This is a genomic window from Chryseobacterium antibioticum, assembly GCF_012927325.1.
GTDB classification, from domain to species: domain Bacteria; phylum Bacteroidota; class Bacteroidia; order Flavobacteriales; family Weeksellaceae; genus Chryseobacterium; species Chryseobacterium antibioticum.
This window is the reverse complement of record NZ_JABBGI010000002.1, coordinates 79,328-102,545: the sequence shown is the minus strand read 5'-3', so window position 1 is coordinate 102,545 and position 23,218 is coordinate 79,328. Positions and strand designations below refer to the sequence as shown.

The 23,218-nt window shown below is 38.1% G+C and carries 24 protein-coding genes; 13 read left to right on the top strand and 11 right to left on the bottom strand.

The window, feature by feature from the left end:
* Positions 1 to 34: 34 nt before the first annotated feature.
* The gene (locus HHL23_RS02015) at positions 35 to 1,009 is read left to right on the top strand and encodes an alpha/beta hydrolase (protein ID WP_169233155.1); all 975 of its coding nucleotides are present in this window, start codon (positions 35 to 37) and stop codon (positions 1,007 to 1,009) included.
* 57 nt (positions 1,010 to 1,066) lie between these two features.
* Here HHL23_RS02015 and HHL23_RS02010 read toward each other — a convergent pair whose 3' ends face one another.
* The gene (locus tag HHL23_RS02010; RefSeq protein WP_228464560.1) at positions 1,067 to 2,272 is read right to left on the bottom strand and encodes a CynX/NimT family MFS transporter; all 1,206 of its coding nucleotides are present in this window, start codon (positions 2,270 to 2,272) and stop codon (positions 1,067 to 1,069) included.
* Positions 2,273 to 2,344: 72 nt separating this feature from the next.
* Here HHL23_RS02010 and HHL23_RS02005 point away from each other — a divergent pair, with 72 nt between their 5' ends.
* Entirely contained in the window at positions 2,345 to 3,127 is a 783-nt protein-coding gene (locus HHL23_RS02005; RefSeq protein WP_169233154.1) for an AraC family transcriptional regulator, read from the top strand.
* A 66-nt stretch (positions 3,128 to 3,193) separates the two neighbouring features.
* On the opposite strand, the gene HHL23_RS02000 is transcribed toward HHL23_RS02005, so the two are convergent.
* A complete protein-coding gene (locus HHL23_RS02000; RefSeq protein WP_034725582.1) occupies positions 3,194 to 3,538 on the bottom strand; it encodes a mannan-binding lectin in 345 nt (114 codons plus the stop codon).
* Between the two features lie 452 nt (positions 3,539 to 3,990).
* Between HHL23_RS02000 and HHL23_RS01995 the strand changes: the two genes are divergently transcribed.
* Positions 3,991 to 4,107, top strand: a complete 117-nt coding sequence (locus HHL23_RS01995) for a helix-turn-helix domain-containing protein (RefSeq protein ID WP_169233153.1) — start codon at positions 3,991 to 3,993, stop codon at positions 4,105 to 4,107.
* On the opposite strand, the gene HHL23_RS01990 is transcribed toward HHL23_RS01995, so the two are convergent.
* Entirely contained in the window at positions 4,101 to 4,712 is a 612-nt protein-coding gene (locus HHL23_RS01990) for a Crp/Fnr family transcriptional regulator (protein WP_169233152.1), read from the bottom strand. The two genes, HHL23_RS01995 and HHL23_RS01990, sit on opposite strands and share 7 nt — an antisense overlap.
* Positions 4,713 to 5,052: 340 nt before the next feature.
* On the opposite strand from HHL23_RS01990, the gene HHL23_RS01985 reads away from it, so the two are divergent.
* From HHL23_RS01985 to HHL23_RS01965, 5 genes are all read left to right on the top strand, one after another.
* A complete protein-coding gene (locus tag HHL23_RS01985; RefSeq protein WP_169233151.1) occupies positions 5,053 to 5,661 on the top strand; it encodes a hypothetical protein in 609 nt (202 codons plus the stop codon).
* 77 nt (positions 5,662 to 5,738) lie between these two features.
* Positions 5,739 to 5,915, top strand: coding sequence for a hypothetical protein (locus HHL23_RS01980; protein ID WP_228464558.1), 177 nt, complete (start codon positions 5,739 to 5,741; stop codon positions 5,913 to 5,915).
* A 166-nt stretch (positions 5,916 to 6,081) separates the two neighbouring features.
* A complete protein-coding gene (locus tag HHL23_RS01975) occupies positions 6,082 to 7,887 on the top strand; it encodes a hypothetical protein (protein WP_169233150.1) in 1,806 nt (601 codons plus the stop codon).
* A 236-nt stretch (positions 7,888 to 8,123) separates the two neighbouring features.
* Complete coding sequence (locus tag HHL23_RS01970) at positions 8,124 to 9,068, top strand: aldo/keto reductase (RefSeq protein WP_169233149.1); 945 nt, start codon at positions 8,124 to 8,126, stop codon at positions 9,066 to 9,068.
* Between the two features lie 214 nt (positions 9,069 to 9,282).
* Positions 9,283 to 10,551: a hypothetical protein gene (locus HHL23_RS01965; protein ID WP_169233148.1), complete on the top strand. Its 1,269-nt coding sequence runs from the start codon at positions 9,283 to 9,285 to the stop codon at positions 10,549 to 10,551.
* A 128-nt stretch (positions 10,552 to 10,679) separates the two neighbouring features.
* Here the strand turns inward: HHL23_RS01965 and HHL23_RS01960 are convergent, their stop codons facing one another.
* The 3 genes from HHL23_RS01960 to HHL23_RS01950 all read right to left on the bottom strand — a co-directional run bounded on the left by HHL23_RS01960 (position 10,680) and on the right by HHL23_RS01950 (position 15,466).
* Positions 10,680 to 12,524 carry a chloride channel protein gene (locus tag HHL23_RS01960; protein WP_169233147.1) on the bottom strand — a complete coding sequence of 615 codons (1,845 nt, stop codon included), beginning with the start codon at positions 12,522 to 12,524 and terminating at the stop codon, positions 10,680 to 10,682.
* A gap of 379 nt (positions 12,525 to 12,903) precedes the next feature.
* Positions 12,904 to 13,707 carry an SDR family oxidoreductase gene (locus tag HHL23_RS01955; protein WP_169233146.1) on the bottom strand — a complete coding sequence of 268 codons (804 nt, stop codon included), beginning with the start codon at positions 13,705 to 13,707 and terminating at the stop codon, positions 12,904 to 12,906.
* Between the two features lie 82 nt (positions 13,708 to 13,789).
* Positions 13,790 to 15,466, bottom strand: a complete 1,677-nt coding sequence (locus HHL23_RS01950) for an FAD-binding dehydrogenase (RefSeq protein WP_169233145.1) — start codon at positions 15,464 to 15,466, stop codon at positions 13,790 to 13,792.
* Between the two features lie 150 nt (positions 15,467 to 15,616).
* Here HHL23_RS01950 and HHL23_RS01945 point away from each other — a divergent pair, with 150 nt between their 5' ends.
* Together HHL23_RS01945 and HHL23_RS01940 are read left to right on the top strand one after the other, a co-directional pair.
* Positions 15,617 to 16,051, top strand: coding sequence for a rhodanese-like domain-containing protein (locus HHL23_RS01945; protein ID WP_169233144.1), 435 nt, complete (start codon positions 15,617 to 15,619; stop codon positions 16,049 to 16,051).
* A gap of 1 nt (position 16,052) precedes the next feature.
* A complete protein-coding gene (locus tag HHL23_RS01940) occupies positions 16,053 to 16,559 on the top strand; it encodes a TlpA family protein disulfide reductase (protein WP_169233143.1) in 507 nt (168 codons plus the stop codon).
* Positions 16,560 to 16,640: 81 nt separating this feature from the next.
* On the opposite strand, the gene HHL23_RS01935 is transcribed toward HHL23_RS01940, so the two are convergent.
* Entirely contained in the window at positions 16,641 to 16,808 is a 168-nt protein-coding gene (locus HHL23_RS01935; protein WP_139222110.1) for a lmo0937 family membrane protein, read from the bottom strand.
* A gap of 222 nt (positions 16,809 to 17,030) precedes the next feature.
* On the bottom strand, positions 17,031 to 17,177 hold the full coding sequence (locus tag HHL23_RS01930; RefSeq protein WP_169233142.1) for a hypothetical protein: 147 nt from the start codon (positions 17,175 to 17,177) through the stop codon (positions 17,031 to 17,033).
* A 157-nt stretch (positions 17,178 to 17,334) separates the two neighbouring features.
* On the opposite strand from HHL23_RS01930, the gene HHL23_RS01925 reads away from it, so the two are divergent.
* Complete coding sequence (locus HHL23_RS01925; protein ID WP_228464556.1) at positions 17,335 to 17,802, top strand: NUDIX hydrolase; 468 nt, start codon at positions 17,335 to 17,337, stop codon at positions 17,800 to 17,802.
* A gap of 5 nt (positions 17,803 to 17,807) precedes the next feature.
* On the opposite strand, the gene HHL23_RS01920 is transcribed toward HHL23_RS01925, so the two are convergent.
* A complete protein-coding gene (locus tag HHL23_RS01920; protein ID WP_169233141.1) occupies positions 17,808 to 18,335 on the bottom strand; it encodes a hypothetical protein in 528 nt (175 codons plus the stop codon).
* Positions 18,336 to 18,495: 160 nt separating this feature from the next.
* On the opposite strand from HHL23_RS01920, the gene HHL23_RS01915 reads away from it, so the two are divergent.
* Positions 18,496 to 18,834, top strand: a complete 339-nt coding sequence (locus tag HHL23_RS01915; protein ID WP_169233140.1) for a MerC domain-containing protein — start codon at positions 18,496 to 18,498, stop codon at positions 18,832 to 18,834.
* Between the two features lie 108 nt (positions 18,835 to 18,942).
* Complete coding sequence (locus HHL23_RS01910; protein WP_169233139.1) at positions 18,943 to 20,340, top strand: alkaline phosphatase; 1,398 nt, start codon at positions 18,943 to 18,945, stop codon at positions 20,338 to 20,340.
* 32 nt (positions 20,341 to 20,372) lie between these two features.
* On the opposite strand, the gene HHL23_RS01905 is transcribed toward HHL23_RS01910, so the two are convergent.
* Positions 20,373 to 21,035, bottom strand: coding sequence for a hypothetical protein (locus HHL23_RS01905; RefSeq protein ID WP_169233138.1), 663 nt, complete (start codon positions 21,033 to 21,035; stop codon positions 20,373 to 20,375).
* A 10-nt stretch (positions 21,036 to 21,045) separates the two neighbouring features.
* The gene (locus HHL23_RS01900) at positions 21,046 to 23,196 is read right to left on the bottom strand and encodes a patatin-like phospholipase family protein (RefSeq protein ID WP_169233137.1); all 2,151 of its coding nucleotides are present in this window, start codon (positions 23,194 to 23,196) and stop codon (positions 21,046 to 21,048) included.
* Positions 23,197 to 23,218: the final 22 nt, after the last annotated feature.

Here is a 23,218-nt window from a genome sequence, read left to right as displayed (position 1 = left end):
AAAAAAGCATCATCCAGAATCAGAAAAAAATAAAATGGAAAAAATCACCGCAGACCACTACACTACTTTTAAAGTGAACAGCAGTATTGCTATTTATAAAGTCACCTTTAAAAATCAGTACAATATGGAGGTTGCCGGACATCTTTTTATATCCGAAAATTATAACCAAAACCAAAAATACCCTGCCATCATTGTAGGACATCCGATGGGTGCCGTAAAAGAGCAGAGTGCCGATTTGTATGCATCCAAAATGGCGGAAAAAGGTTTTGTTACCCTGGCAATTGATCTTTCCTTTTGGGGAGAAAGTGCCGGAGAACCGAGAAATGCAGTTGCGCCTGATATCTATGCTGAAGATTTCAGCGCCGCCGTTGATTTTATGGGAACAAGATCATTTATTGACAGAAATAGAATAGGGATTATTGGTGTTTGTGGAAGCGGAAGTTTCGTGATCAGCGCAGCCAAAATTGATCCCAGAATGAAAGCCATAGCAACGGTAAGTATGTATGATATGGGAGCGGCCAGCCGAAATGCACTGAATCATTCCCAAAGTCTTGAACAGCGAAAGAAAATAATTGCAGATGCGGCAGAACAGCGTTACATAGAATTTACAGGCGGAAAAACCCAATATACGAGCGGAACTGTTCACCAACTGGACAAAGATACCCATCCCATCCAGCGCGAATTTTATGATTTTTACAGGACTTCTAGGGGAGAATATACCCCAAAAGGCGGTTCACCGGAGCTGACGACCCACCCAACCCTTAGCAGCAATACCAAGTTTATGAATTTCTATCCGTTTAATGATATAGAAACCATTTCTCCCAGACCAATGCTGTTCATTACAGGAGACCAGGCACATTCCAAAGAATTCAGTGAAGAGGCTTACCAACTTGCTGCCGAACCTAAAGAGCTGTATTATATTCCGAAAGCAGGACATGTAGATCTATATGATAAAACGGAATTAATCCCTTTTGAAAAACTGGAAGCATTCTTTAAAAAAAATCTTTAATAGAAAATTCCTGGATTAAATAAAAAAGTCTCTTTAAGAGACTTTTTTTTATGTTTTTTAATCTTCAACACATTTATTTCTCGCCGCCTTCATTCCGAAAAAGAACATCAGGATGACAGCAAAACTTAAAAAGTAAAAAGAACTTTTCCATGAAACATCCCAGTCATGCAGCTTTCCGAAGACCGGAGGCCCGAACGCTGCGATCAGATAGCCTACAGACTGTGCCATTCCGGATATTTTTACAGCATTAGCACTGTTTTTTGTTCTTGTCGAAAAGAACAGAATAGACAGACTGAAAGACAACCCATTAGAAATACCAATAATCATTGCATTAGCATAGATCCATTGAGATTGCAACCATACAAACATCATCGTACTTGCGAACATTAAAACACAGATAAGAACAACCAGAATTCGCTGGTCCTTCATTTTTCCGGCAATAATCGGGGCGCAGAAAGTAATAGGAATCATGGTGATCTGAATAACACACAATACCCATCCTGTACTTTCACCCTGCATATTATAATCGGTCAAAAATGACGGTAACCAAGACATCATGCAATAATAAAACAGCGACTGCAGCCCCATAAAGATGCTGATATTCCAGGCCTGTGCAGATTTAAACATATTAAAATCTGAAACACTTAATGCTGCTTTTGTCTGCCCGGGATTCTTTTTATTAAATATCAGTTCAAGAATCAGGACAAAAAGCCCCAGTCCGGCAATCACCAGCCAGATTCCCAAAGAACCTCGCCACCCAAAACCTGTCCATTCACCGATTCTTACGCTGAAACCTGAGGCCAGCGCCGCTGTAAGATTCATGGAAACCGCAAAAATTCCGATCATAAGACCGATCTGTTTTGGAAAATTATTCTTGATATAGCCAGGAGTAACCACATTTCCGATACAAATTCCGAGTCCTATGAACACAGACCCAGCAAAAAGCGTCCAAAGAGATCCTGTAATTCGTAAAAACAGACCAAAACTCAAAATAATAAGAGAATACATCAGAAATCTGCTGATACTGAATTGGTGCGAAAATCTACTGACCAAAACGGAGCAGGTGGCAAACATAAACAAAGGGATAGAAGTAAGCAGGCTGACTTGAAAGCTATCAAGTTTCAGGGCATTCCGTATATCTGTCAATACCGGAGATACAGAAATAATAGGGGATCTCAGATTACTGGAAACGAGGATTACAACCAGTACATTGATCATCATCAGAACATAAGAAGCATTCTTTCTTGTTTCATTCTTCATCATACAATAAATATTTGACGCAAAATTAATTCAGTTGTTTTGTTTAATTTTGCCAAAGTTTTAACTTAAAACGACATGAATCCACACGACACAATAGCGATTGACGAACTGGACAAGCCTTATTTTGTATGGTTTGAAGAAAACTGGCGGCATGATGATATCCTTCATACCCATGAAAAAGGCCAGCTGGTCTATGTAGAAAGCGGATTTCAGTATATCACCGTGGATGGGAAGATCTATCTGCTTCCACAAAACCACGCAGCCTGGATTCCTCCCAGCTCTATGCATAAAACCAATTCACATTCTGAGAAGATCAAACTGATGATTATGTTTGCTGATGTAGAAAAAAGCAGTGTTTTTCATCATGAAATCAATGTATTTTCTGTTCCTCCTGTTTTAAAGGAAATGATAAAATATGCGGAAAGATGGTCAAAAAGCACCTTAAAAGATCCCGATGAGATGTTATTTTTACAGGCACTTTTTAATGAACTTCCCCGTTTTGTGGAACATTCACTGAAGCTCCACATCCGTCTTCCTGAAGATAAAAGACTATCTGGTGCTATTGAATACCTTCACAACCATTATCATGAAGATATCAGGATAGAAGATTTAAGTGAAATTTCCCTGCTTTCGTTACGAACACTGGAACGTATCTTTAAAAAGGAAACCGGAATGACGTTGAGCAAGTACCAACAGATCCTGAGGATCATTAAAAGTCTGGAACTGCTGAGTTCCGGTGATCTTACGATTTCAGAAACCTCATATCAGGTAGGGTACAGGAGTGTGCAGGCTTTTACGAGAAGTTTTCAGTCTGTTATGCAGTTTAAGCCGACAGATTTTATAAAAACGACACAATAAACTGTTCTTCATAAAAAAAATCTCCAGGTTGCCCCGGAGATCAATCTATTATGAATTCAAATATTCCTAGAACTTGAATACACAGCCGCAAACGCTCATTTTGCCTTCAACGACTGTAGTCCACTGTCCGTTCCATGTACCTCCGTAAGAAGCACAGATTGAAGGACATATTTCTTTAGCATCTTCGTTGCTCCAGATAGGTCCCGCTAAAACGTCCATAGTATATTCCGTACTTCCAGATGGTTCCGTATCGTATTCAACTTCGATAACGCTCATCTGACCTTCGACAATAGTGCTCCATTGTCCAGTGAATTTTCCTAAATGTGCCGCAGCAATACGGCCTCCAATTTTTTGTGCTTCGTCGTTGCTCCAAAGCGGACCTGCAACGATGTTGATTTTGAATTTTGACATGGTGTAATGTTTTAAGTTGTTTAACATCACAAAGTTGTCACTTTAAAGAGAGATATCCTTGAGTAGAAAGTACCAAATTTATCATTCCGTATTTCCACTTAAATAAGGGGAATGGGGCGTTTTTTATTTCCACATATGGGTGAAATAAACAATTACGTATGCGCATAATGAAAAAGGCCCCCTAAGTGAGGAGGCCTTAAAAAAACACAAATGATGAAAAAAAATTATTTCGAAGCACAAATATAAGCAAAATTTGCATTATGAAAAACACTATATACGTATAAATATTAAAAAATTATTAATCCTAGTTAAAAATACGGACCTATATTAATGTTACCTTTCTTTCAGTTTTTTACAATTCCTCCCAACAATATATATTATAATTCCAAAAACCACTCATTCTATGGCTGCAATTACTGTGTATATGACACTATATAGTAAAGGAACAAGAGATGGATATCAGTGAAGTTTCTGATGTTGTAGGGTATAAAAATCCACGCCATTTTTCTACAGCTTTCAAAAAGAAATTCGGTATTGTACCCAGTCCATTAAAAAGTTCTGATCAATAGAATATTTTACCGTTTTGTATTCTTACTGTTTTCTCTTTTTCCATTTTTTTGACCACCCTGATCACGGTTTCTACACATAAGCCGGTAAGAGAAGCCAGCTGTTGCCTGGTAAACGGAAACTGATAGGAGTACTTACTGGTGTATTGATTATAAGATTTCAGACTTTCCATCACCCGTTTTACTTTGGTTCCCGGATCATGTGCTGAAATATTATTCAGCATCACATGCCTGTAATACATTCTTTCCGCCGTATAGCTGTAGAGTTTTGACATAAGGTCAGGTGAACTGTTGATAAGAGCCAGAAATTTGTTTTTATCCAGTCTTAAAATCTCACAGCCAGTCATAGCCACAGCATTAACAGGGTAGGTTTTATCAATAAACAAAGCGCTCTCTACAAGGCAATGGCCGTCAAAAGGGACACTGTGAATAATTTCCCGTCCATCTTCATGGTAGTTATTGATCTTGACGGTTCCGGTTTTGATCTGAAAATAATATTTGGGGATATCACCTTCTTTAAAAATAACATCATTGACCGCATAATTCATCAGTTCGGCTCCTGCGGAAAGTAAAAATTCTTCATCGATTATCATGAGCATATCAGGCATACAGAAGTATTAAATGTTTTTTTTATATCGAGCTTACGTTGTGGGTTGTCATTTTTTCATTCAAAAATATATATTAACTCACAAAAAGACAATATAATATTCAAACTTTAACAAATCGACAACAAAATCACCACAACATGACTCCAGTCATAAAATACATCATCCATTCTTTTTATTTTTGAATCTCAATACATTACATTTTAACATCAGGCCTCTCAATTGAGAGGTTTTTTTTGTTTCTTCAAATAACTGAATTTATAAAAAAATCTATACTGTATGTTGTGATTCTGCTCATAAAGAAATCCTTATGGTTTTCATATCTTAGTACAAATTCAATCACATGAAACCAAAGCAGATGAAAGGAGTTCCACAACAACAATCAGGTGGATTTCATGATACAGAAAGTCAAAAACAGTTTGAACCCACACTTCTTCCACTCAAATTTCAGCTTTTGAGGGACATATTTTTCGATGTTACCAAGTGGAAAAGCTATTGTGGAGAAGGATTTGCGGCGTTTAAGCTTTGTGATTCTAAAGGAAGTGAAGCTAAAAGAATTCCTCAGAAAGGTGATTTTATAAGGATTGATATTCCCGGTCCCGGAGAAAAAGAAGCGAAAGGCTATGACTGGGTAGAAATTACCGATCTCTGTTTTCAGGAAGACAGCAGCTCTGAAAGTGTTATCCTCACCTGCCGTCCATCAAGAGATCCTAAAAACTCCAAGAACCACCATATTGCTCATTTTTATAGTCCTAAATCAACATCTACTTTTATGATTTCAAGAACACCCACTCATTTGAAGGCTGCAGTTTACGGACGGAATGAAAGACCAAATTTCAATGCAGGATTTATCGATATTATCAGAAATTTGATGGTAGCCGCTGGTGGAATGATGGGCGTTTCCAAGATCCAGTGGAAAAAACTTTCAGATGGTTTTCTGGATTTTGAATAAAAAGTAGTATTCCTTTTTTGATCTGAGCCAAAGTTCCGGTGTATTGTCTGCCTATTTTCGGGGCTTAATTGTAAGCTATGGCAGAACTCGAAAAAATTATTTGGATATTCATTATTATCTCGGTAAAAGATAAGATTCTTCCTATTCTGCTTGTTTTGGCAGGGCTTGTCCTCAGCCTTACCAAACTTGTTCCTTCCATCAACATTAGTCCGGAAATGATTTTTTATGCCTTGCTCACAGGTACAAAAAAATGATATTTAGCATATTTCCGATATTGCAAAGTACTATTTATCGCATAGCTAATATTAAAATGATAAATTTAGGTAATTAAAGTTCCGGATTAAAGTGCTCGTTTCAATAGAAATAGCATATTCCGGGGTTTTAATTCATTCTTAACGAAAGAATTTTTATCAAAATAAAATGACACATAAACCATTACACAATTTTCATATTCCGGTAATGGGTCTGGCGTATACCATAGACAGCCCGATCCGCGTTGCCCAATATGGAATCTCTTCCGTTATTTCCATCATTGATGACGAGATCCTGGAAAAAATGAAAGGCTTTTATAACAAGAAATTCAATCTGGATTACTTAGGAATCTCAACAAAAACAGAAGATTACAGGGCGAAAAGAATTACGGCTTACCTGGATATGGTAGATGATATCGTAAATGAAAAGTTTGAATCTTTCAAACAGGAGATCACCAAAAACAAGGAGGCCTTAAAGAACTTCATAGCCATACTGCCCAATACTTCGGATTTAAAAAGTGGCCTTCAGAATCTGGTCAGTCAAAAAGATAATTTAGGTTCAAGCATTAAAAATTTCATTGAATCCAACTTAAAGCCGGGAAGTATCGACGTCAACATCATGACGAAAGTTGACAAAGACAACTTTATAAAAGACGAGCAGCTTCCTGTAATATTCAATGATGCGCATGCTTCGCTTCGTGGTTTTGCACAAAGTAAATTATCTTCTTCAATGGTACTTTCTGCAGGGATGAATCCCCGTTTGTACAGTTATATCGAAGAATTTGATGATTTCTTTCCTGATCAGAACGGTATTTTGAAAAAGAAGATCATCCTTAAAGTGAGTGATTTCCGCTCAGCAATGATCCAGGGGAATTTTCTGGCCAAAAAGGGACTGTGGATCTCAGAGTACAGAATAGAATCCGGACTGAACTGCGGGGGCCATGCATTTGCTACAGAAGGTATGCTGCTGGGACCTATCATGGAAGAATTTAAGCAGAAAAAGAACGATCTGATCCAGTCTGCCCATTCATTAATGATCGCTGCATTGGAACAGAAAGGAAAGCACACCGTTTCTGAGCCTTTGGAAATGAAAATTACTGTTCAGGGTGGAGTAGGAACTTCTGAAGAACATGAATTCCTGCTTGAAAACTATCATGTAGACAGTGTTGGATGGGGATCTCCGTTTTTATTGGTTCCTGAAGCGACTTCAGTAGATGCGGAAACGAGAAACCTGCTTTTAAAATCAGGAGAAAAAGATTTCTATCTGAGCAATATTTCGCCTTTGGGAGTACCTTTCAATACTGTTAGAGGAACCTCCAATGAATTATTAAAAGAGCATAAAGAAGCCGCCGGAAAATACGGAAGCTCCTGTCCAAAAAAACTGCTGGCACTAAGCAAAGAGTTTTCACCGCAGGGAACCTGTACAGCTTCCAAGAAGTACCAGAATATTAAATTAAAAGAACTTCAGGCTGATCAGGAATTAACGAGTGAAGAATTTAATAAAAGAAAAACAGAAATTACAGATAAAGCCTGTCTGTGTGTAGGATTGGTGAATGCCGCTTATATGGAGCAGAATCTCGAAATAAAAGGGGAAAAACAAGGCGTAGTGATATGTCCTGGACCTAATTTGGCTTTCTTTGATAAAGAAGTTTCATTGTCAGAGATGGTAAAACATATTTATGGAAACGCTAATATTCTTCCCAATAACCAGCGTCCGAATATGTTCATCAATGAACTGAAAATGTACGTTGACTATCTTAAAAAAGAAATTTCCAATTCATCAGCACAGATCACCCATTCCCAGACCAAAAAGTGGAATGCGTTCAAAAAAAATATGCTGGAAGGGATTGAATATTATCATAATCTCTTTCATACATCCACTTTCTTTAAAAGCGGATTGAAAACCATAGACCTGCAACTGCAGGAATACAAACTGATGCTGACAGCCATTGAAGTTCCTCAGGTTGAAAAGTAACCGTATTTTTTTAAATTGATAGATTAAACAGCTTTCATCATGGAAGCTGTTTTTTTTGTATGGTTTTGATAAGATAAAGGCATCCGGAATTTCTTCGGATAATGATAAAAAAACGAGGCAGAATAAGCTTTTCCATTTATTATAACTATAAGCGGTATGTTTATTTTGAATCCGGAATCCTCTCTGATATTCCTTACCTTAGATCCTTCTTAATATTTTAATGACAATTCTATTTTATGGAAAAAAGAAAGATAAAAAACACGGATCTATCGGTGGCACCTGTTAATTTTGGAGGAAATGTTTTTGGATGGACGCTTGATGAACAACAGTCTTTTGATGTATTGGACAAGTTTACAGATGCAGGATTCAATTTTATAGATACGGCAGATACCTATTCATGGTGGGTGAACGGAAGAGGAGGGCAGTCTGAGGAAATCATCGGAAAGTGGATGAAAAGCCGCGCTAACCGCCAGAATATTGTACTGGCTACAAAGGTGGGATCTGAAACTAAAGAACATGGTTTTGACATCAGCAAAAAGCATATTTTAAAGTCTGTGGATGAATCTTTACAGAGATTGCAAACTGATCATATTGATCTTTATTACACTCATTTCGATGATAATATCACTCCGGTAGAAGAAACACTTGCTGCCTACGATGAGATCATCAAAGCTGGAAAAGTGCGTTATATTGCCGCTTCCAATCTTTCTCCAGAGCGTTTGAAAGCCTCATTTGAAGCAGCAGAAAAAAATAATCTTCCCAAATATGTGGCATTGCAGCCTCATTATAATTTAATGGAAAGAGAAGGTTTTGAAAACAAGTATGCTCCGCTGGCAGAACAATTTGATCTCAGTGTATTTCCCTACTGGTCATTAGCTGCAGGATTTCTTACCGGAAAATACCGTACAGAAGCAGACCTGAGCAAAAGCCAGAGAGGCGAGGGTGTGAGAAAATATCTTAACGATAAAGGCCTTGAAGTTCTGAAAGCACTGGATCAGGTGAGCGAAAAACATCAGACCACACAGAGTACAGCTGCTTTGGCGTGGCTTTTGGTCAATCCTTTGATCACAGCACCGATTGTGAGCGCAACAAGTGCATCTCAGCTTGATACTTTATTCAAAGCTCCCCAACTTGTTTTAGATCAGGAAGATATTGAACTGCTTAATCAGGCCAGTAAATAATGTCAGATTAGAGATTTCATTTTAACTCAATAAAAAGATCCTTTCGGTTATACTGAACGGGTCTTTTTTTTCATGAAAAATAACGCCATAATAAAAGCTCCCACATTTATGAATATTCTGTGAATGTACTATTAAATCTGGAAAAACTACTCGTTTTTTATTTCTCATTTATAGGATTTATTAATATATTTGCGCCCTTTAAATATTAAAAAATATGAAGAAAAAAATGCTGTCGTTTTTCGTGTTGGGAGCTATGCTATCCTTATTCTCCCTGCAAGGGTGTGCTCATGAAACGTTAGAACATGAAGCTGAAACCGTGCAAGTTCAGAAAAACCCACTTTCTTACATCAGAAAAGAGTATGTAAAGGATATGGACATTATTTCTGGAAAGCAGATCGAATGGGAAAATGCCCGGACATTTAAGCATGACAACAATGTCATTCTGATTTCGGTTCCGGTAAAAAATGAAAGTGAAAAACTAATTGAAGAATTGACATTCAGAATCGACGGGGAAAAGGTTTCCGGACATTTATGGAAATTTGAATCCGTTGAAAAATTTTCTTCTGACGACCACAGACTGGGCGCTCATGAGATTATGAAAAAGATGACCGGAAATGTTACCTATATCGCATTGGAAGGCTCCATGAGGTATCAGATCCAGGTGGTTGACGGAAAAATCATATCAGATATTTCATCCGCGCGTTCAGGAGATGGAGATATGGATTCATGCGGGAAAAAATGTCACGGTTCTATTGAGGAAGTAGTCATCACAGTACCCAATCCGCCAACTAATCCACAACCTCCGACAGGTCCGCCAATTCCGCCTATCGTTATCATTCCGCCAACCAATAACCCGAATGATCCTTGTGCAAAGGCTCAGGCTGGTTCGCAAAAAGCTACAGATAACTCTAAGACACAGAAATTTAATGACGCCAAACAGGGAATTCTTAACAATTTCAACCAGAACGGAAAAGAAAATGGGGTAGGCATGGGAAGAGATACTCCAAATGGGGAGCTGAAAGCCACGGGTGTGCAGGAATTAAATGCCAACAGCGGTGATATCAATAATCCTTATGCGTATCCTGAAGCCGATATCCATAATCACCCTGGAAATACACCACCATCTGCTGGAGATGTCTACAGTATGATTAAATATTACAACAGTCACCCAAGTTTTAATACAAGATATATTGTAACACCCAACGGAACAGTTTATGCTTTGGTGATCACCAATGCGAACTTATTTGAATCATTTATCACCAATGTTCCTCCAAGTCAGGTTCCTGGTTTTGCTCCTAATTTCTCCGGAGATATGTTTGCCGACTATGTTGATATCCCAAACAGAGAAACAGGAATGGCGCATGTATTAGATAAATACAATTCAGGAATTGCATTAACCAAAATGGACAGTAATGGCAATTTCAAGAAAATCAACGCTAAACTGAACAGCAACGGAGGCTATTCTCAAAATCCTTGTCCTTAATATTAAGGATATATAAATGTATAGCAAAAGCGGTCTTTTCAGGCCGCTTTTTATGTCTTTCAAATGATTTTTTTTATTTAGGTTTCAACAGACTTCGCAGATGATACCGATTTTTTGAGTTTAAAAAATCAATCAGAATATTCTTTTAAAAGCTGTCTGTAGCTCATCAGGATCGAAGATTTTGATATAAACCCAACAAAATCATTGTATTCACTGGTTACAGGAAGATTCCAGACTCCCGTATCATCAAAAATCTGGAGGATTTCCAAAGGTTGATTTTCAGGGTAAATAACCGCTGGTGGTGCTTTCATAATCTGAGCCACAGTCTGCAGATGGTCTATTTCCTGATTAAAAAGATACGGACGGATATCATCCAGAGTAAGAATTCCTTTCAGCTTTCCGGATTCATCAATGGCGGCAAAAATATTTTTATCTCCATTTTTCACCAGCTCAAATAATTCATTAACCGAAGCATTTTCATTGATTGTTTCAGAATACTGATCGATAAAATCTTCTGTTCTTAAAGCAAAAAGAAGGTTTTTATCATGCTTGTTGGTGAATATTTTCCCTTGATCAGCCAGAGATTTAAGTTCCGGAGAGATCGGAGAGAACCATTTGGCAATAAGATAGGAAATAATGGAAACGATCATCAATGGGATAAAAAGATCATAACCAAAACTGGATTCAGCGATCAGAAATATGGCTGTAAGAGGGGCATAAAGTACACCGCTCATGGCTCCGGCCATGCCCACCAGAACAAGATTCGTCACCGGAACTTCCGTAAACCCGATATGCTGGCAGACCAATGCAAATAAATAACCCACCGTACCACCTGCAAAAAGCGACGGAGCAAAATTACCGCCATTACCCCCGCTAAAGATGGTGAAAGACGTTGCAAAAGCTTTTAAAAGGCATACCAGCACCAAAAATATAATGATGGTCCAATCTCCAATTTCAAAATATCTGAAAAAGCTGTTTTTGATGATAGAATGTGTATTTCCGTTCGTGAACGCCTTTACCGTTTCATACCCTTCTCCAAACAGGGGAGGAAAAAGGACGCACAACAGCGACAACACCAAACCTCCGAACATTGCCTTACGCATCCTGGAAAGCTTAAGTCCTTTGATGAAATGCTCCACTTTTTGAGAAATAACCACAAAATACCGTGCATATAACCCGGTTACAATCCCCAGAATAAGGTAATAAGGAACATTTTTATAGTTGAAAGGCTCTCTTGTATAGAATCTGAAAAGAATGTCTTCCTGGAGCAAAATCCTTGACAAAAGACTTCCGCAAACCGCTGCAACAACAAGAGGAATAAAATCTGTAAACACTACACCCGTCAATAGGATTTCAAAAGCAAACATAATTCCGGCAATCGGAGCATTGAATGCTGAAGCGATCCCTGCAGTGGCACCAGCTGCTAACAGAAGAGTCCGTTCTTTATAACTGAGTCTGTAGGTTTGTGCATAATTGGAACCGATCGCGGCTCCCGTAACAGCTATCGGGCTTTCTAATCCTGCTGAGCCCCCAAGTCCCACCGTAACAGCACTCTGAATGACCTGGGAATACATTTTTACCGAAGCCACAATACTGGAATTCTGAGCGATTTCATACAAAATAGCACCGATTCCTTTTCTGTCCTGTCCTTTAAACAAAGTAATAACGATCGCTGTTGTCAGTACAATTCCCAAAAAAGGAAAGACGATATAAAACAGGATCTGATACTCGAAATGAATATGGGTAATAAAATTGTGGATGGTATGAACAAGCGTTTTCAGAATCACTCCGGCAAGACCGGCAGTGCACCCCACAAGAATCCCGGAAAGCACCAGAAACTGATTTCGGCTCAATCTGTTATTGAGCCAGTGGAGGATAAGTTCATAGCTGCGTGCCTTTTCCAGTCCGTACTTTTGAAAGTCTCTTTTAAATTTTAGAAAGCTTAAATACTTTTTTTTATTGTGAATTTTCACCTGGGAACCAATTTTAAAACCGTAATGGTTTCGTAAATTTATGAAATATCTTTATAAAAATTTCGATCCGGGCAGCCAGAAAACGATAATTAAGCCAAATAAAAACCTGTTGTTCAGTATTTTGATTATTTTTAAATATTTCTTATAGATTTTATACCAGCCAGGGAAGGACTCATGTAAAAGATCCTAAGATGCTGCTTCCAGACTGTCTTTTCTCAGGTTATTGATGAATTTCTGGAACTTTTCAAATTTCTCAAGCTTTACCAGAATTATTTTGATCGTTGCATCGGTAATAGTAATGCTTTTCTCAGAAAGCCCAGTAGCTCTTCATTAAAATACAAAACCTCTCATTACGGGAGGTTTTATTACCGATCAATGATCACACTACTTTTGCTTTACGGACAATCTTTGCCAGCATAGCAGGAAAAAACCGTTTAAGATAAGTCCCCATCACTTCCTGTCCTCCTATAGTGGCTTGGTTTTTCTTTTTTTCTATAGCTACAAGCATTTTTCCGGCGAAAACATCAGCAGGCATTCCTTTCATCGTAGCATCATCCATGGTTCCCTGCAGTGAGCCATCACCCGTGACGGCATTAATAGAAATATCGGTCTGGACAAAGCCCGGGCAGATTATTGTCACAGCAATATTCTTCGTATATAATTCGGCACGCAATGAGTCAAAAAAGCCGTGAAGTGCATGTTTGGCAGCTGCATAACTGCTGCGCATCGGAGCTCCGAAAACGCCCATCAAACTGGAAACTACAGCAATATGTCCGCCCCCGTTCCTGATCATGTAGGGAAGAATGGCCTTCGTTAGTGCAACGGTACCTATAAAATCTATGTCCATTAAACGTTTATCAACCTCAATATCCGTTTCCATAGCTAAAGATCGTTGGGAAAGCCCGGCATTGTTGATCAGAATATCGATCTTTCCAAATTTTTCTATCGCTTCAGCTGCAATATCAGGCATTTTTTTATAATTTTCCAGGTCTAAAGGCAACACAGCGAAACGGTTGACATCCAGTCCCGCCTTTTCTGCAACCGCATACAACTGCTCTTTATTTCTCGAGGAAAGAATAATTCTCGCGCTGCTTTTTGCCGCCAGTTGATTAACAAGAGCTTCTCCAATGCCTGATGAAGCCCCGGTGATCCAAACCACCTTGTTATCGAAATACGTATTCATTTTTTTTCATCTAAAGTTTTTTTAATGATGGACTCTTAAAAATTCAATGTTCACTTGCAAAGCAAAAATTGATCATTCCCTTTTAAGAATCAGAATTCTTTTTTAGTCCGGCAATATATTGTCCGGCTTTCATCCCTGAGAAAATACATCCTCCCAGAAATGTTCCTTCCAGTGCCCGGTAGCCATGCATGCCACCACCGCCAAAGCCTGCTGCTTCACCAGCTGCGTAAAGACCTTCAATCACCGTATCGTCTTCCTTTAAAACCTGTCCGTCAAGATTGGTTTTAATTCCACCCAACGTTTTTCGGGTAAGAATATTGAGCCGTACAGCGATAAGAGGTCCATTCTTAGGATCTAATATTTTATGAGGAGCCGTTACACGCCCAAGTTTATCTCCCAGATAATTCTTTGTATTCCGTATATAATTGACCTGTGTATCTTTTGAATACTTATTGTCCAGTTCCCTGTCTCTCGCTTCGATCTGTTCTTTAATTTTTTCATAATTCAAAAGATGCTCACCAGACAGCTGGTTCATCCTTTCCACCAGATCTTTCAGATCATTGGAAACAATAAAATCTTTTCCGTGTTCCTTAAAAGCTTCTACAGGACCCGGTGCTTTTTTTCCAAAGATCCTTTTTAGAAAAAGAGTATAATCCTTATTGGTAATATCCGGATTCTGTTCTGACCCCGAAAGCGCAAATTCTTTCTTAATAATCTTCTGCGTGAGAATAAACCATGAATAGGAAAATCCTGTATCCTGTATATGCTTCAAGGTTCCCAACGTATCAAATCCAGGCAGGAAAGGAGCGGGGAGACGGTTCCCTTTAGCATCAAACCATAAAGAAGACGGCCCGGGCAAAATCCTGATGCCGTGTTTCGGCCATATGGGATTCCAGTTTTGTATACCTTCCGTATAATGCCACATTCTGTCCGGGTTGATAATATGGGCGCCTGAGTTTTCTGCAATACCTATCATTTTACCATCCACATATGCCGGAACACCACAAACCATATTTTCAGGGGCTTTTCCCAATCTATCCGGCCAGTTTTTCCGCACCAGTTCATGATTGGCACCAATTCCTCCGGAGGCAATAATAACATGAGGAGCATAATAGTCGAACTGAGCGATCACCTTTCTGTTGGTGGCAGCCCCTCTTTCTTTATTATCGTTTTCAAGGACATCTCCTTTGAGGCCTTTTATTTTGCCATTTTCAAGGATCAGTTCGGTCACTCTATGCCTGAATTTCATCTGAAGAAGACCTTTTTCTTTAGCTTGGTAAGCTTTGTCTAAAAAAGGTTTCACAACACCCGTTCCCGTTCCCCAACTGACATGAAAACGGGGTACGGAATTCCCGTGACCCGTTGCTGATCCATCGCCACGTTCCGCCCATCCTACCATAAACATCAGTTTGATGCCCAGCTTAGATATGTAATTGTATTTTTCATGGGCTACAAATTTCAGATAGGCCTCGGCCCACTTCCGGGGCCAGTAATCCTCTTTACGGTCGAAGCCGGCAGTTCCTTTCCAGTCCTGAAGGGCAAGTTCATAAGAATCTTTAATTCCCATTCTGCGCTGTTGGGGCGAATTGATCAGAAACAGTCCTCCAAACGACCAGAATGCCTGTCCCCCTATATTCTGCTCTGTTTCCTGATCCAGAAGAAGTACTTTTTTCCCGACATTTGTAATTTCCATAGCAGCAGTAAGTCCTGCTAATCCGGAACCGACAATAATAGCGTCGGGCTGGAATTTATCTTCCATTGTATTAATTTGCTTTTATTTGCACTTTTGTGATGTATTCTACAATAAATATATAAAATATTTACATTCAGATCATTTAAAATGTGTCAAACATAATTATGCTCATCATAGGGCTTATGGCTAAATTCATATCTTTGTTAAAAAAGAAAAATGAAATATCTACTTATGATGGCTTTTCTGGTCTCTTCCATGTTCAGTCAATTTTCTGCCCAGCAAAAACAGGATCCTTGGAATGACAGTCAGTTGATGGATCCTGCATTTTTAGCAGCAAGAATCACAGAAAACAAAACAAAAAATATGGTCATCATTTCTGTAGGTCCGGAAGCCATTATCAAAGGTTCGGTGGATATTGGTCCTACGCATGAGCCTGAAAATCTTGAAAAATTAAGAAATTATCTTAAAAATATTCCTAAAGGAAAAGAAGTGGTCATTTATTGTGGATGCTGCCCTTTTGTAAAATGCCCGAACATCCGTCCTGCATTTAAATTGCTGCAGGAAATGGGATTCAGGAATGTCAAACTTTTAAACCTGCCAAAAAACATCAAAGTGGACTGGCTAGATAAAGATTATCCTACCAATGATTAATATGAAAGTTTTTCTGACCCTCTTTTCCGTATTGATTCTTACAGGATATACAATAGCGCAACAGACCAAAATAGAAATAGGACAACAGGCTCCGGAAATCACACTGTCAAAAACGGATGGCAGTTCATTCTCTCTTTCATCTTTAAAAGGGAAGGTGGTACTGATCGACTTTTGGGCTACATGGTGCGCTCCATGCGTTGGCGAGCAGCCTGAACTGAAAACATTATATGATATGTTCTCTGATCAGGTAAAAGAGCAGACGTTCGAAATCTTAGGTGTTTCTTTAGATAAAAATAAAGAAAGCTGGCAGAAAGCCATAGACCGTTTTGGGATCAGCTGGATTCAGGTGAGTGACCTCAAATTTTGGAAGAGCCCTGTAGCAAAAGCTTACGAAATTGAAGAACTTCCTTTTAATGTAGTTATAGATGGTCAAGGTAAAATAATCGCTAAAAATCTTCATGGAAAGGAACTGGAGGAATTTATCCGGAAATATTTTACTTCAAATTAAAATATAAGTGCATAAAAAACGGTCAGAAAATATATTTCTGACCGTTTTTTTATTTGATACTCAGTAAAGCTTCAATTATAATTAAAGTGGTTTTTTACCCGAAATGATATTGTAAAGAACTACAATAATGGCAATTACCAATAAAACATGCACTAAATAACCGGTACTGATTCCCGGCACGATGTTTAACATTCCAAGAAGCCAAACGACAATACAGATGACAGCTACTAACCATAATAAATTTCTCATGACTTTAAATTTTAATGTTATTTGCTTATAATAATACACATTCTATGCCTTTATGGTAATAAAGTTAAAAATGTGGTACCTATATTATTTTATTTCTAAAAATAAAACAAGTAAAAAGTTACATCTGATCAATTATTAAAACCCTTATAAGTAGGGTATTAGAGGCTGAACCGCTTCAAAATACAAAGACCCATACACTGAAATATGTTGCTTTGTAAAAAATTACATTTTTGGGTCCAGAGAATAGCCGTTATCTTCTAATCTGTTGATCAGAATGTAAAACAATAATGCATAAATCATCTGTATTCCCATTACTTCCCAGTTTTCAACCGTACTGCTCCCAAAAAGCAGCATAATAATGAGTGCCACTCCTGCAAAACTGACTATACGGGTTTTAAAACCGAGAATAAGCAGTCATTTTAATAAAATATTCAAGGTGCATAAAAAAATCTCGCCATCAGCATTCAGAAAGGGGTTTCAACCAGGCTGATTATTGATTCATTATTAGAAAAAAGTGTATCTTAAGATGATGAAAACAAGTGCAGGGATTTTGCTGTTTAAAAGAGAAAAAAATAATTTGTTTTATTTTCTGGTTCATCCGGGGGGACCTTTTTGGAAAAATAAAGATGCAGGCGCATGGTCGATTCCAAAAGGAGAGGTTTCGCCTGGTGAAGACCTGCTGGAACGGGCTCTTATTGAGTTTAAAGAAGAAACCGGACAAACCATAGAGGGGAAGTTCACTGCATTACAGCCTGTTAAACAAAAGGGCGGCAAAATGGTGTACGCATGGGCTTTGGAGGGTCATATGGAAACGTCAGGGCTTTACAGCAATACCGTGCAGATCGAATGGCCTCCCAGATCCTCTTCAATAATTGAAATCCCGGAAGTGGACCAATGGGAATGGTTCGCATCAGAAGAAGTTAAAATAAAGATCAACTCTGCGCAGGCTGATTTTATTATGGAACTGGAAAAGAGGATGAATGAAGTAGAGTAGTGCTTTTATTTTTTTATCCCAATAGCTATTAATGCATTATTTGTCAAATAGATATCTTCAAAAACAGTCAGTGATTCAACATCGGCAAATGTAGCAGACATCATATCATTTTTATTGAAAGAAAGCTCAACCGCCTGATCATAAGAGGCAACAATTCTGACTACGGAATATCCATTATAACCTATGGTAAAGCCTTCGAACAGACAATTCTGCTCTGCCTTCTGATAGTCGATATATTCTTCAAATCCAGATGCCGCTTTTCTTTTCCCGTCATTATGGTCAAGGGAGCTCCACTCCAAATAATTTTTGGGTTCTTTCAGAACATTTCCTTTTGGGTCTACAGGAACAAACATACCCAATGTTAAAGGTTTTCTTAGAAAATTGGCATAGTTTTTCATCAGACTTAAGGTCTGGAGATCGGCATATCCTTCGTTAGAGTAATACTCAATAACAAAATCTGTCATCGGAATCAGCTTATGGGAAGCTTCAGTCAGCATAATTGGTGTTTTCTTTTCTGAAAATAAAAATAGCACTTTTATTTGCTTTACCAAACTTTAATCCATTTAAAAATCTCAACCCCGACTTGTGTATGGGTAATCATGTATTATTTTAATGCAATAATGTTGCGTTAAATAAAATTTATCTATACTTTTGCAACAAGGTTACTATAAGAAATTTAAATCCCCTTAGTTTATGAAATCAAAAATTCTTGATGCAGTAGGTATTTCTGCAGCGGTTCTGTGTCTTATTCATTGTATTGCTTTTCCTTTGTTAATGATCATTCCTTTGGGAATATCGCACAACCCTTATATAGATCTGGCATTCCTTATTATTGGCGCTGTGGTCGTTTATAGAGTCACAAAACAGGTGGCTAGCCTCCGGCTGAAATTTTTGTTTTGGGCTTCTATTCTCCTTATTTCCATTTCTGTTTTTGCAGATTTCATCTTCGAGATCCATATCCCTTTAATCTATGTTGGAGCAGCGGGATTGATTGCGGGACACATTATTAATTTTAAAAATCATAAACATTAATCCCTGGTCCATTTATATTATTCAGGCTAAAAATTCATAATTAATTAACGCAACATTATTTCATTAATTAAAATTACCTTCTAACTTGCCTTACGAAATTTTATTAAAATGGACAGACGTAAATTTTTAAAAGGTTCAGCATTACTGTCAGGCCTTCTCACTCTAAATCCGGTCGATTTTTTTGCCAGTAATGGAAAAAATATTCAGGATTCTAAGAAAAAAGCTAAGAATATTATTTTCATGATCAGTGACGGAATGAGTTCCGGGACTTTAGCAATGGCCAATCTGTATTCTCAGAATATGCTGGGTAAAAACGGGAACTGGATGAATCTGTACCATGAAAACAAAGTTTCCAGAGCTTTGATGGACACTGCTTCTGCAAGTTCTGTCGTTACAGATTCTGCGGCGGCAAGTTCTTCTTTTGGGGGAGGATTTCGCGTGAGAAATGGGGTTCTAAATGTAGGAGCCAATGGTGAAAAATATGTTCCGATCTGGCAAAAGTTCAAAAAAGCAGGGAAAAAGACGGGCTGCGTAACGACGGTGACGATTACCCATGCCACGCCGGCAGGTTTCTGTGTGAATTCAGACAGCAGAAATGCAGAAAATGAAATTGCAGAAATGTACGCTGAGATAGGTTTTGACGTAATGATGGGCGGTGGTGATGAATTCTTTAACCCTGTAAAAAGAGAAGACAAAAAAGATGTATATGGTCTGTACCAACAAAAAGGTTATCAGATTCTTAAAAATAAAAACGATTTAAAAAATACAGAAAAAGGAAAGAAAGTTTTAGGGGTGTTCAATTCCGGAGCTTTACCATATTCCATCGACAGGACTCATATGCCTGAACTGCAAAATACCCCTTCTCTGGCTGAAATGGCGCAGACAGCCATCAATCAGATGAAAGACCATAAAGAAGGTTTCGTCTTACAAGTTGAAGGCGGGAAGGTAGACTGGGCAGCGCATGCCAATGATATTGCGGCTTTGATTCACGATCAGCTTGCTTTTGATGAAGCCGTAAAAACAGTAATCGATTTTGCGGAAAAAGATGGCGATACACTGGTGATCATCACTACAGATCACGGAAATGCCAATCCGGGAACAATTTACGGACCCGATGCTACAAAAAACTTTAACAGCATCTCCAATTATCAGTACACGAATGAATATATTCTAAACGTTATTCATCCTGATTTTAATCTTCAGAAAATGAAAGACTGGATCTATGAGACGAATAAAATAAGTCTGGCGGATGATGAAGCTAAACAGTTACTCAGCTTTTATTCAGGACTTGAAAAGCAGGAAGCGGGGCTTTACAATTATAAAAAACTGCCTTTCAAAGCTTATTCAGATATTCAGAAGAAACACAATTCTGTGGGATGGATCAGTATGGATCATTCAGGCGACTATGTTGAAGTTGCGGTTTATGGTCCGGGAAGAGAGCTTCTGCCTGCTTTTATCAAAAATACAGATCTGCATTATCTGATGCTAAAAGCGGCACAGGTATAGGCTGTTTTTACTCTTTCTCCGGATCGGAATTTTCATAAAAGAAGGTTCCATAATGCAGCCAATAGGATGGCAATACTGAAAATAGCCGCCATCCATTTTAAGCCGGAAGCAATGAGTATTTTAATCCTGAATCTGCAAATTAATTGATTCTTATCGCTCTCATTTAATTTTCTGTCTTCAGAATTGGTTGTTTTTGTCAGTTTAAGAATCTCCAGTTTTTTCAGAAGGGACACTGTAAAACGATTCTCAAAGATATCCATAGCATAAGCAATTAAGGGGAAATACCAACAGTTCAGCAACCATGAAATAATGGCAGGATTGTCTTTACCGTCAAACCTCAGTAAGAAATAAGAGAATAGCAGAAGCAGAGTTCCGTAAGCGAAGGGCATAAAGAGAGCATCCGCTTTTAATGACTTATTAATAATGGTATTGGTTTTTGAATTAATGCCAAAGAGAATGTTCTTAAAATAAGATTGTCTAAACGGAAGCTGAAGATTGATTAAAGAAAATTTCTTGAGCCTATTTTTATTTTCATAGGTTTTCACCATGTAAAGAAAACCTTGCGAAAAGGAAGCCAGATAAGCACCGGTTGTAATCGTTCCAATAGATGCTAAAATGGCAAGCCACAGAACCAGCTGATCAAAATTATGAATATGAACAGGGAGATTCAGATCAAAGTTTAAGAGAGTTGTCATGACTAATTTTTTATTGAGTGAAACTTGATTTTTCTTTCATTTTAGGACTTAGATTTTTATAGATCTCAGCCATTCCTCTTTCTTTTTTATAACTTTCCCAATTGAAGAAAATATCCGGATAGATGAAGTCTTCCGTTCTAAAATCTGTGATTCCAAAGTCTTTCTGAGCTTTCTGCATCAGTTTATTTTTCTCCTCAAAAGTCAGGCTTTTCCCGGACAGAAAAATAGCTGCTGCCAACGCTCCCCGGTAGAATAATTCTATCTTTTCACTGTTGGAAGGATTAAAATTAAGCCAGCTGATGCTTCCCGTATCTACACTGCGCACTGTTTTCTTGAAATTGCTGTTTTTGATTAAAAAATCACGGTCATAGAAATACCTCATCGTTGAGATCATAGACAGCATCAGATTCATTTCATTATCAATTAATTTATATAAATCATCGCTGTCATATTCCAGCTTAATTCCAAAAGTAGGGCGGGTAGGTATAGAGTGGGTATTGCTGTAAAATACATTGATGGGGAAGTTGGACAATGCACCACCGTCTACAAAAAGAACTTCATTATTGTCCTGAATGAAATTTTTGTAGGCACCCAGTTTTACTTTCCATGTATTATTGATATTGATCAGCTGCGTGTTAGACATTGTTACTTTGTACGGCTTGAAAAAGAAAGGGATAGACATGGAGGCTCTTACATATTCTGCAGGAGAGATCGACTCGTCATTTCCCCAGTAAAATTCATGCATTCCGGGGAATTCCACCTTGATCTGATTGGTAATATCTGCTGCCACCACTACCAGTTGCTGTGGAAATTTATTACCTTCGGCACTAACTACAGTGTACGTGTTTTTAAACAATTCCCCGATAATTCTTTCTATCAATTTTTCGTTGGCATTGATAGGAATCAGGTTTTTATCAATAAGCTGATCATTGATCATTTTCAGATCCTGCCAGCTCACCTGATTGAAAAACTTAATGCTGCTTATGATTTGATTCAGCAGACCATCCACAAAAGCCTGTTCTCCGCTATTGGATTTTGTTGTTTTAAGGTAATTATCTACAATACGTATTATATCTTCATCTACCAGGGATTTTTTCAATTTTTCCCACTCGATTCCGGTTTCCGGTTTATCCGCAAGGATTTCATTGTTTTCATCCGGAGATCCGGCAGCCATTTTCAGTTTTGAATCATTGATGTCTTTAGTAATATTTAAAAGCTTTTCATTGCCTTCGCTTTTCTCGCCTACTGAAGTTAATGAAACGTCAAAAGATAGCTTCTGTCTGAGATATTCACACTTATAAAGATCGTTTTCCTTCAGCATTTTATTCTTAAGATCAGCGACACTGCCTATTTTATTCTCTTCCATGAGTGTTTTTATCCATTCTTTAAAATTATCCCCCGGATTGATCCCCATTTTTTCACTATGAAAATAAAACAGCCGTAGAACCATTAGATTTTTAATGATCATATATATGGAGATCACCAACCCAATCACTGAAACAATAAGTAAGCGGTGAACCCATATCTGCCAGTGCGCAATCTCACCGGACAATATTCCTACCCCAATGGCCGCAACGATCATCGTAAGCAGAAAAAAGGCAAAAGAATATACCGCCATCTTAGCCCTGAATTTTATTTTATCCAGAATTGGTTTTCTTTCCCGTTTGGAAAATATTTTCAAAATAAGAGATTTCCATGAAGGATGTCCATCAACAAGTTCTGTTAAATCCTTTTTAGAAAGGTATTCAAGGATCTTTTCAGATCTTGTTTCATAGTAACGCTCTATAAATTCTTCTTTTTCGCCCATCATAACAGCATCGCGTTGTGAATACACACAATTCAGCATCATGGTATTGATGGCTCCGGCACTTGTCCCGGCACTGTTTAAAAAAGAAATACCCATTTTCTCTAATATATACGTATATCCGGCCAGTGCAATCCCGTGTACTCCGCCACCTTCCTGAATAAGATCTACATACTGACGGGGTTCCTTGCTTATATTGTATTTTTCAAGAAGTCTCTCTTTTGCGGGATCATTCCAGTCAATATGGTCTATCACATCAGAAACCTTTAAAGGTTTATGTTTATAAAGTGTTTTAAGATGAGCTACGAGATGAGCAACTGCACCCGTAAATTGCTCTACTTTTAATTCTTCTTTCATGATTATTTTATTTATAGGATTA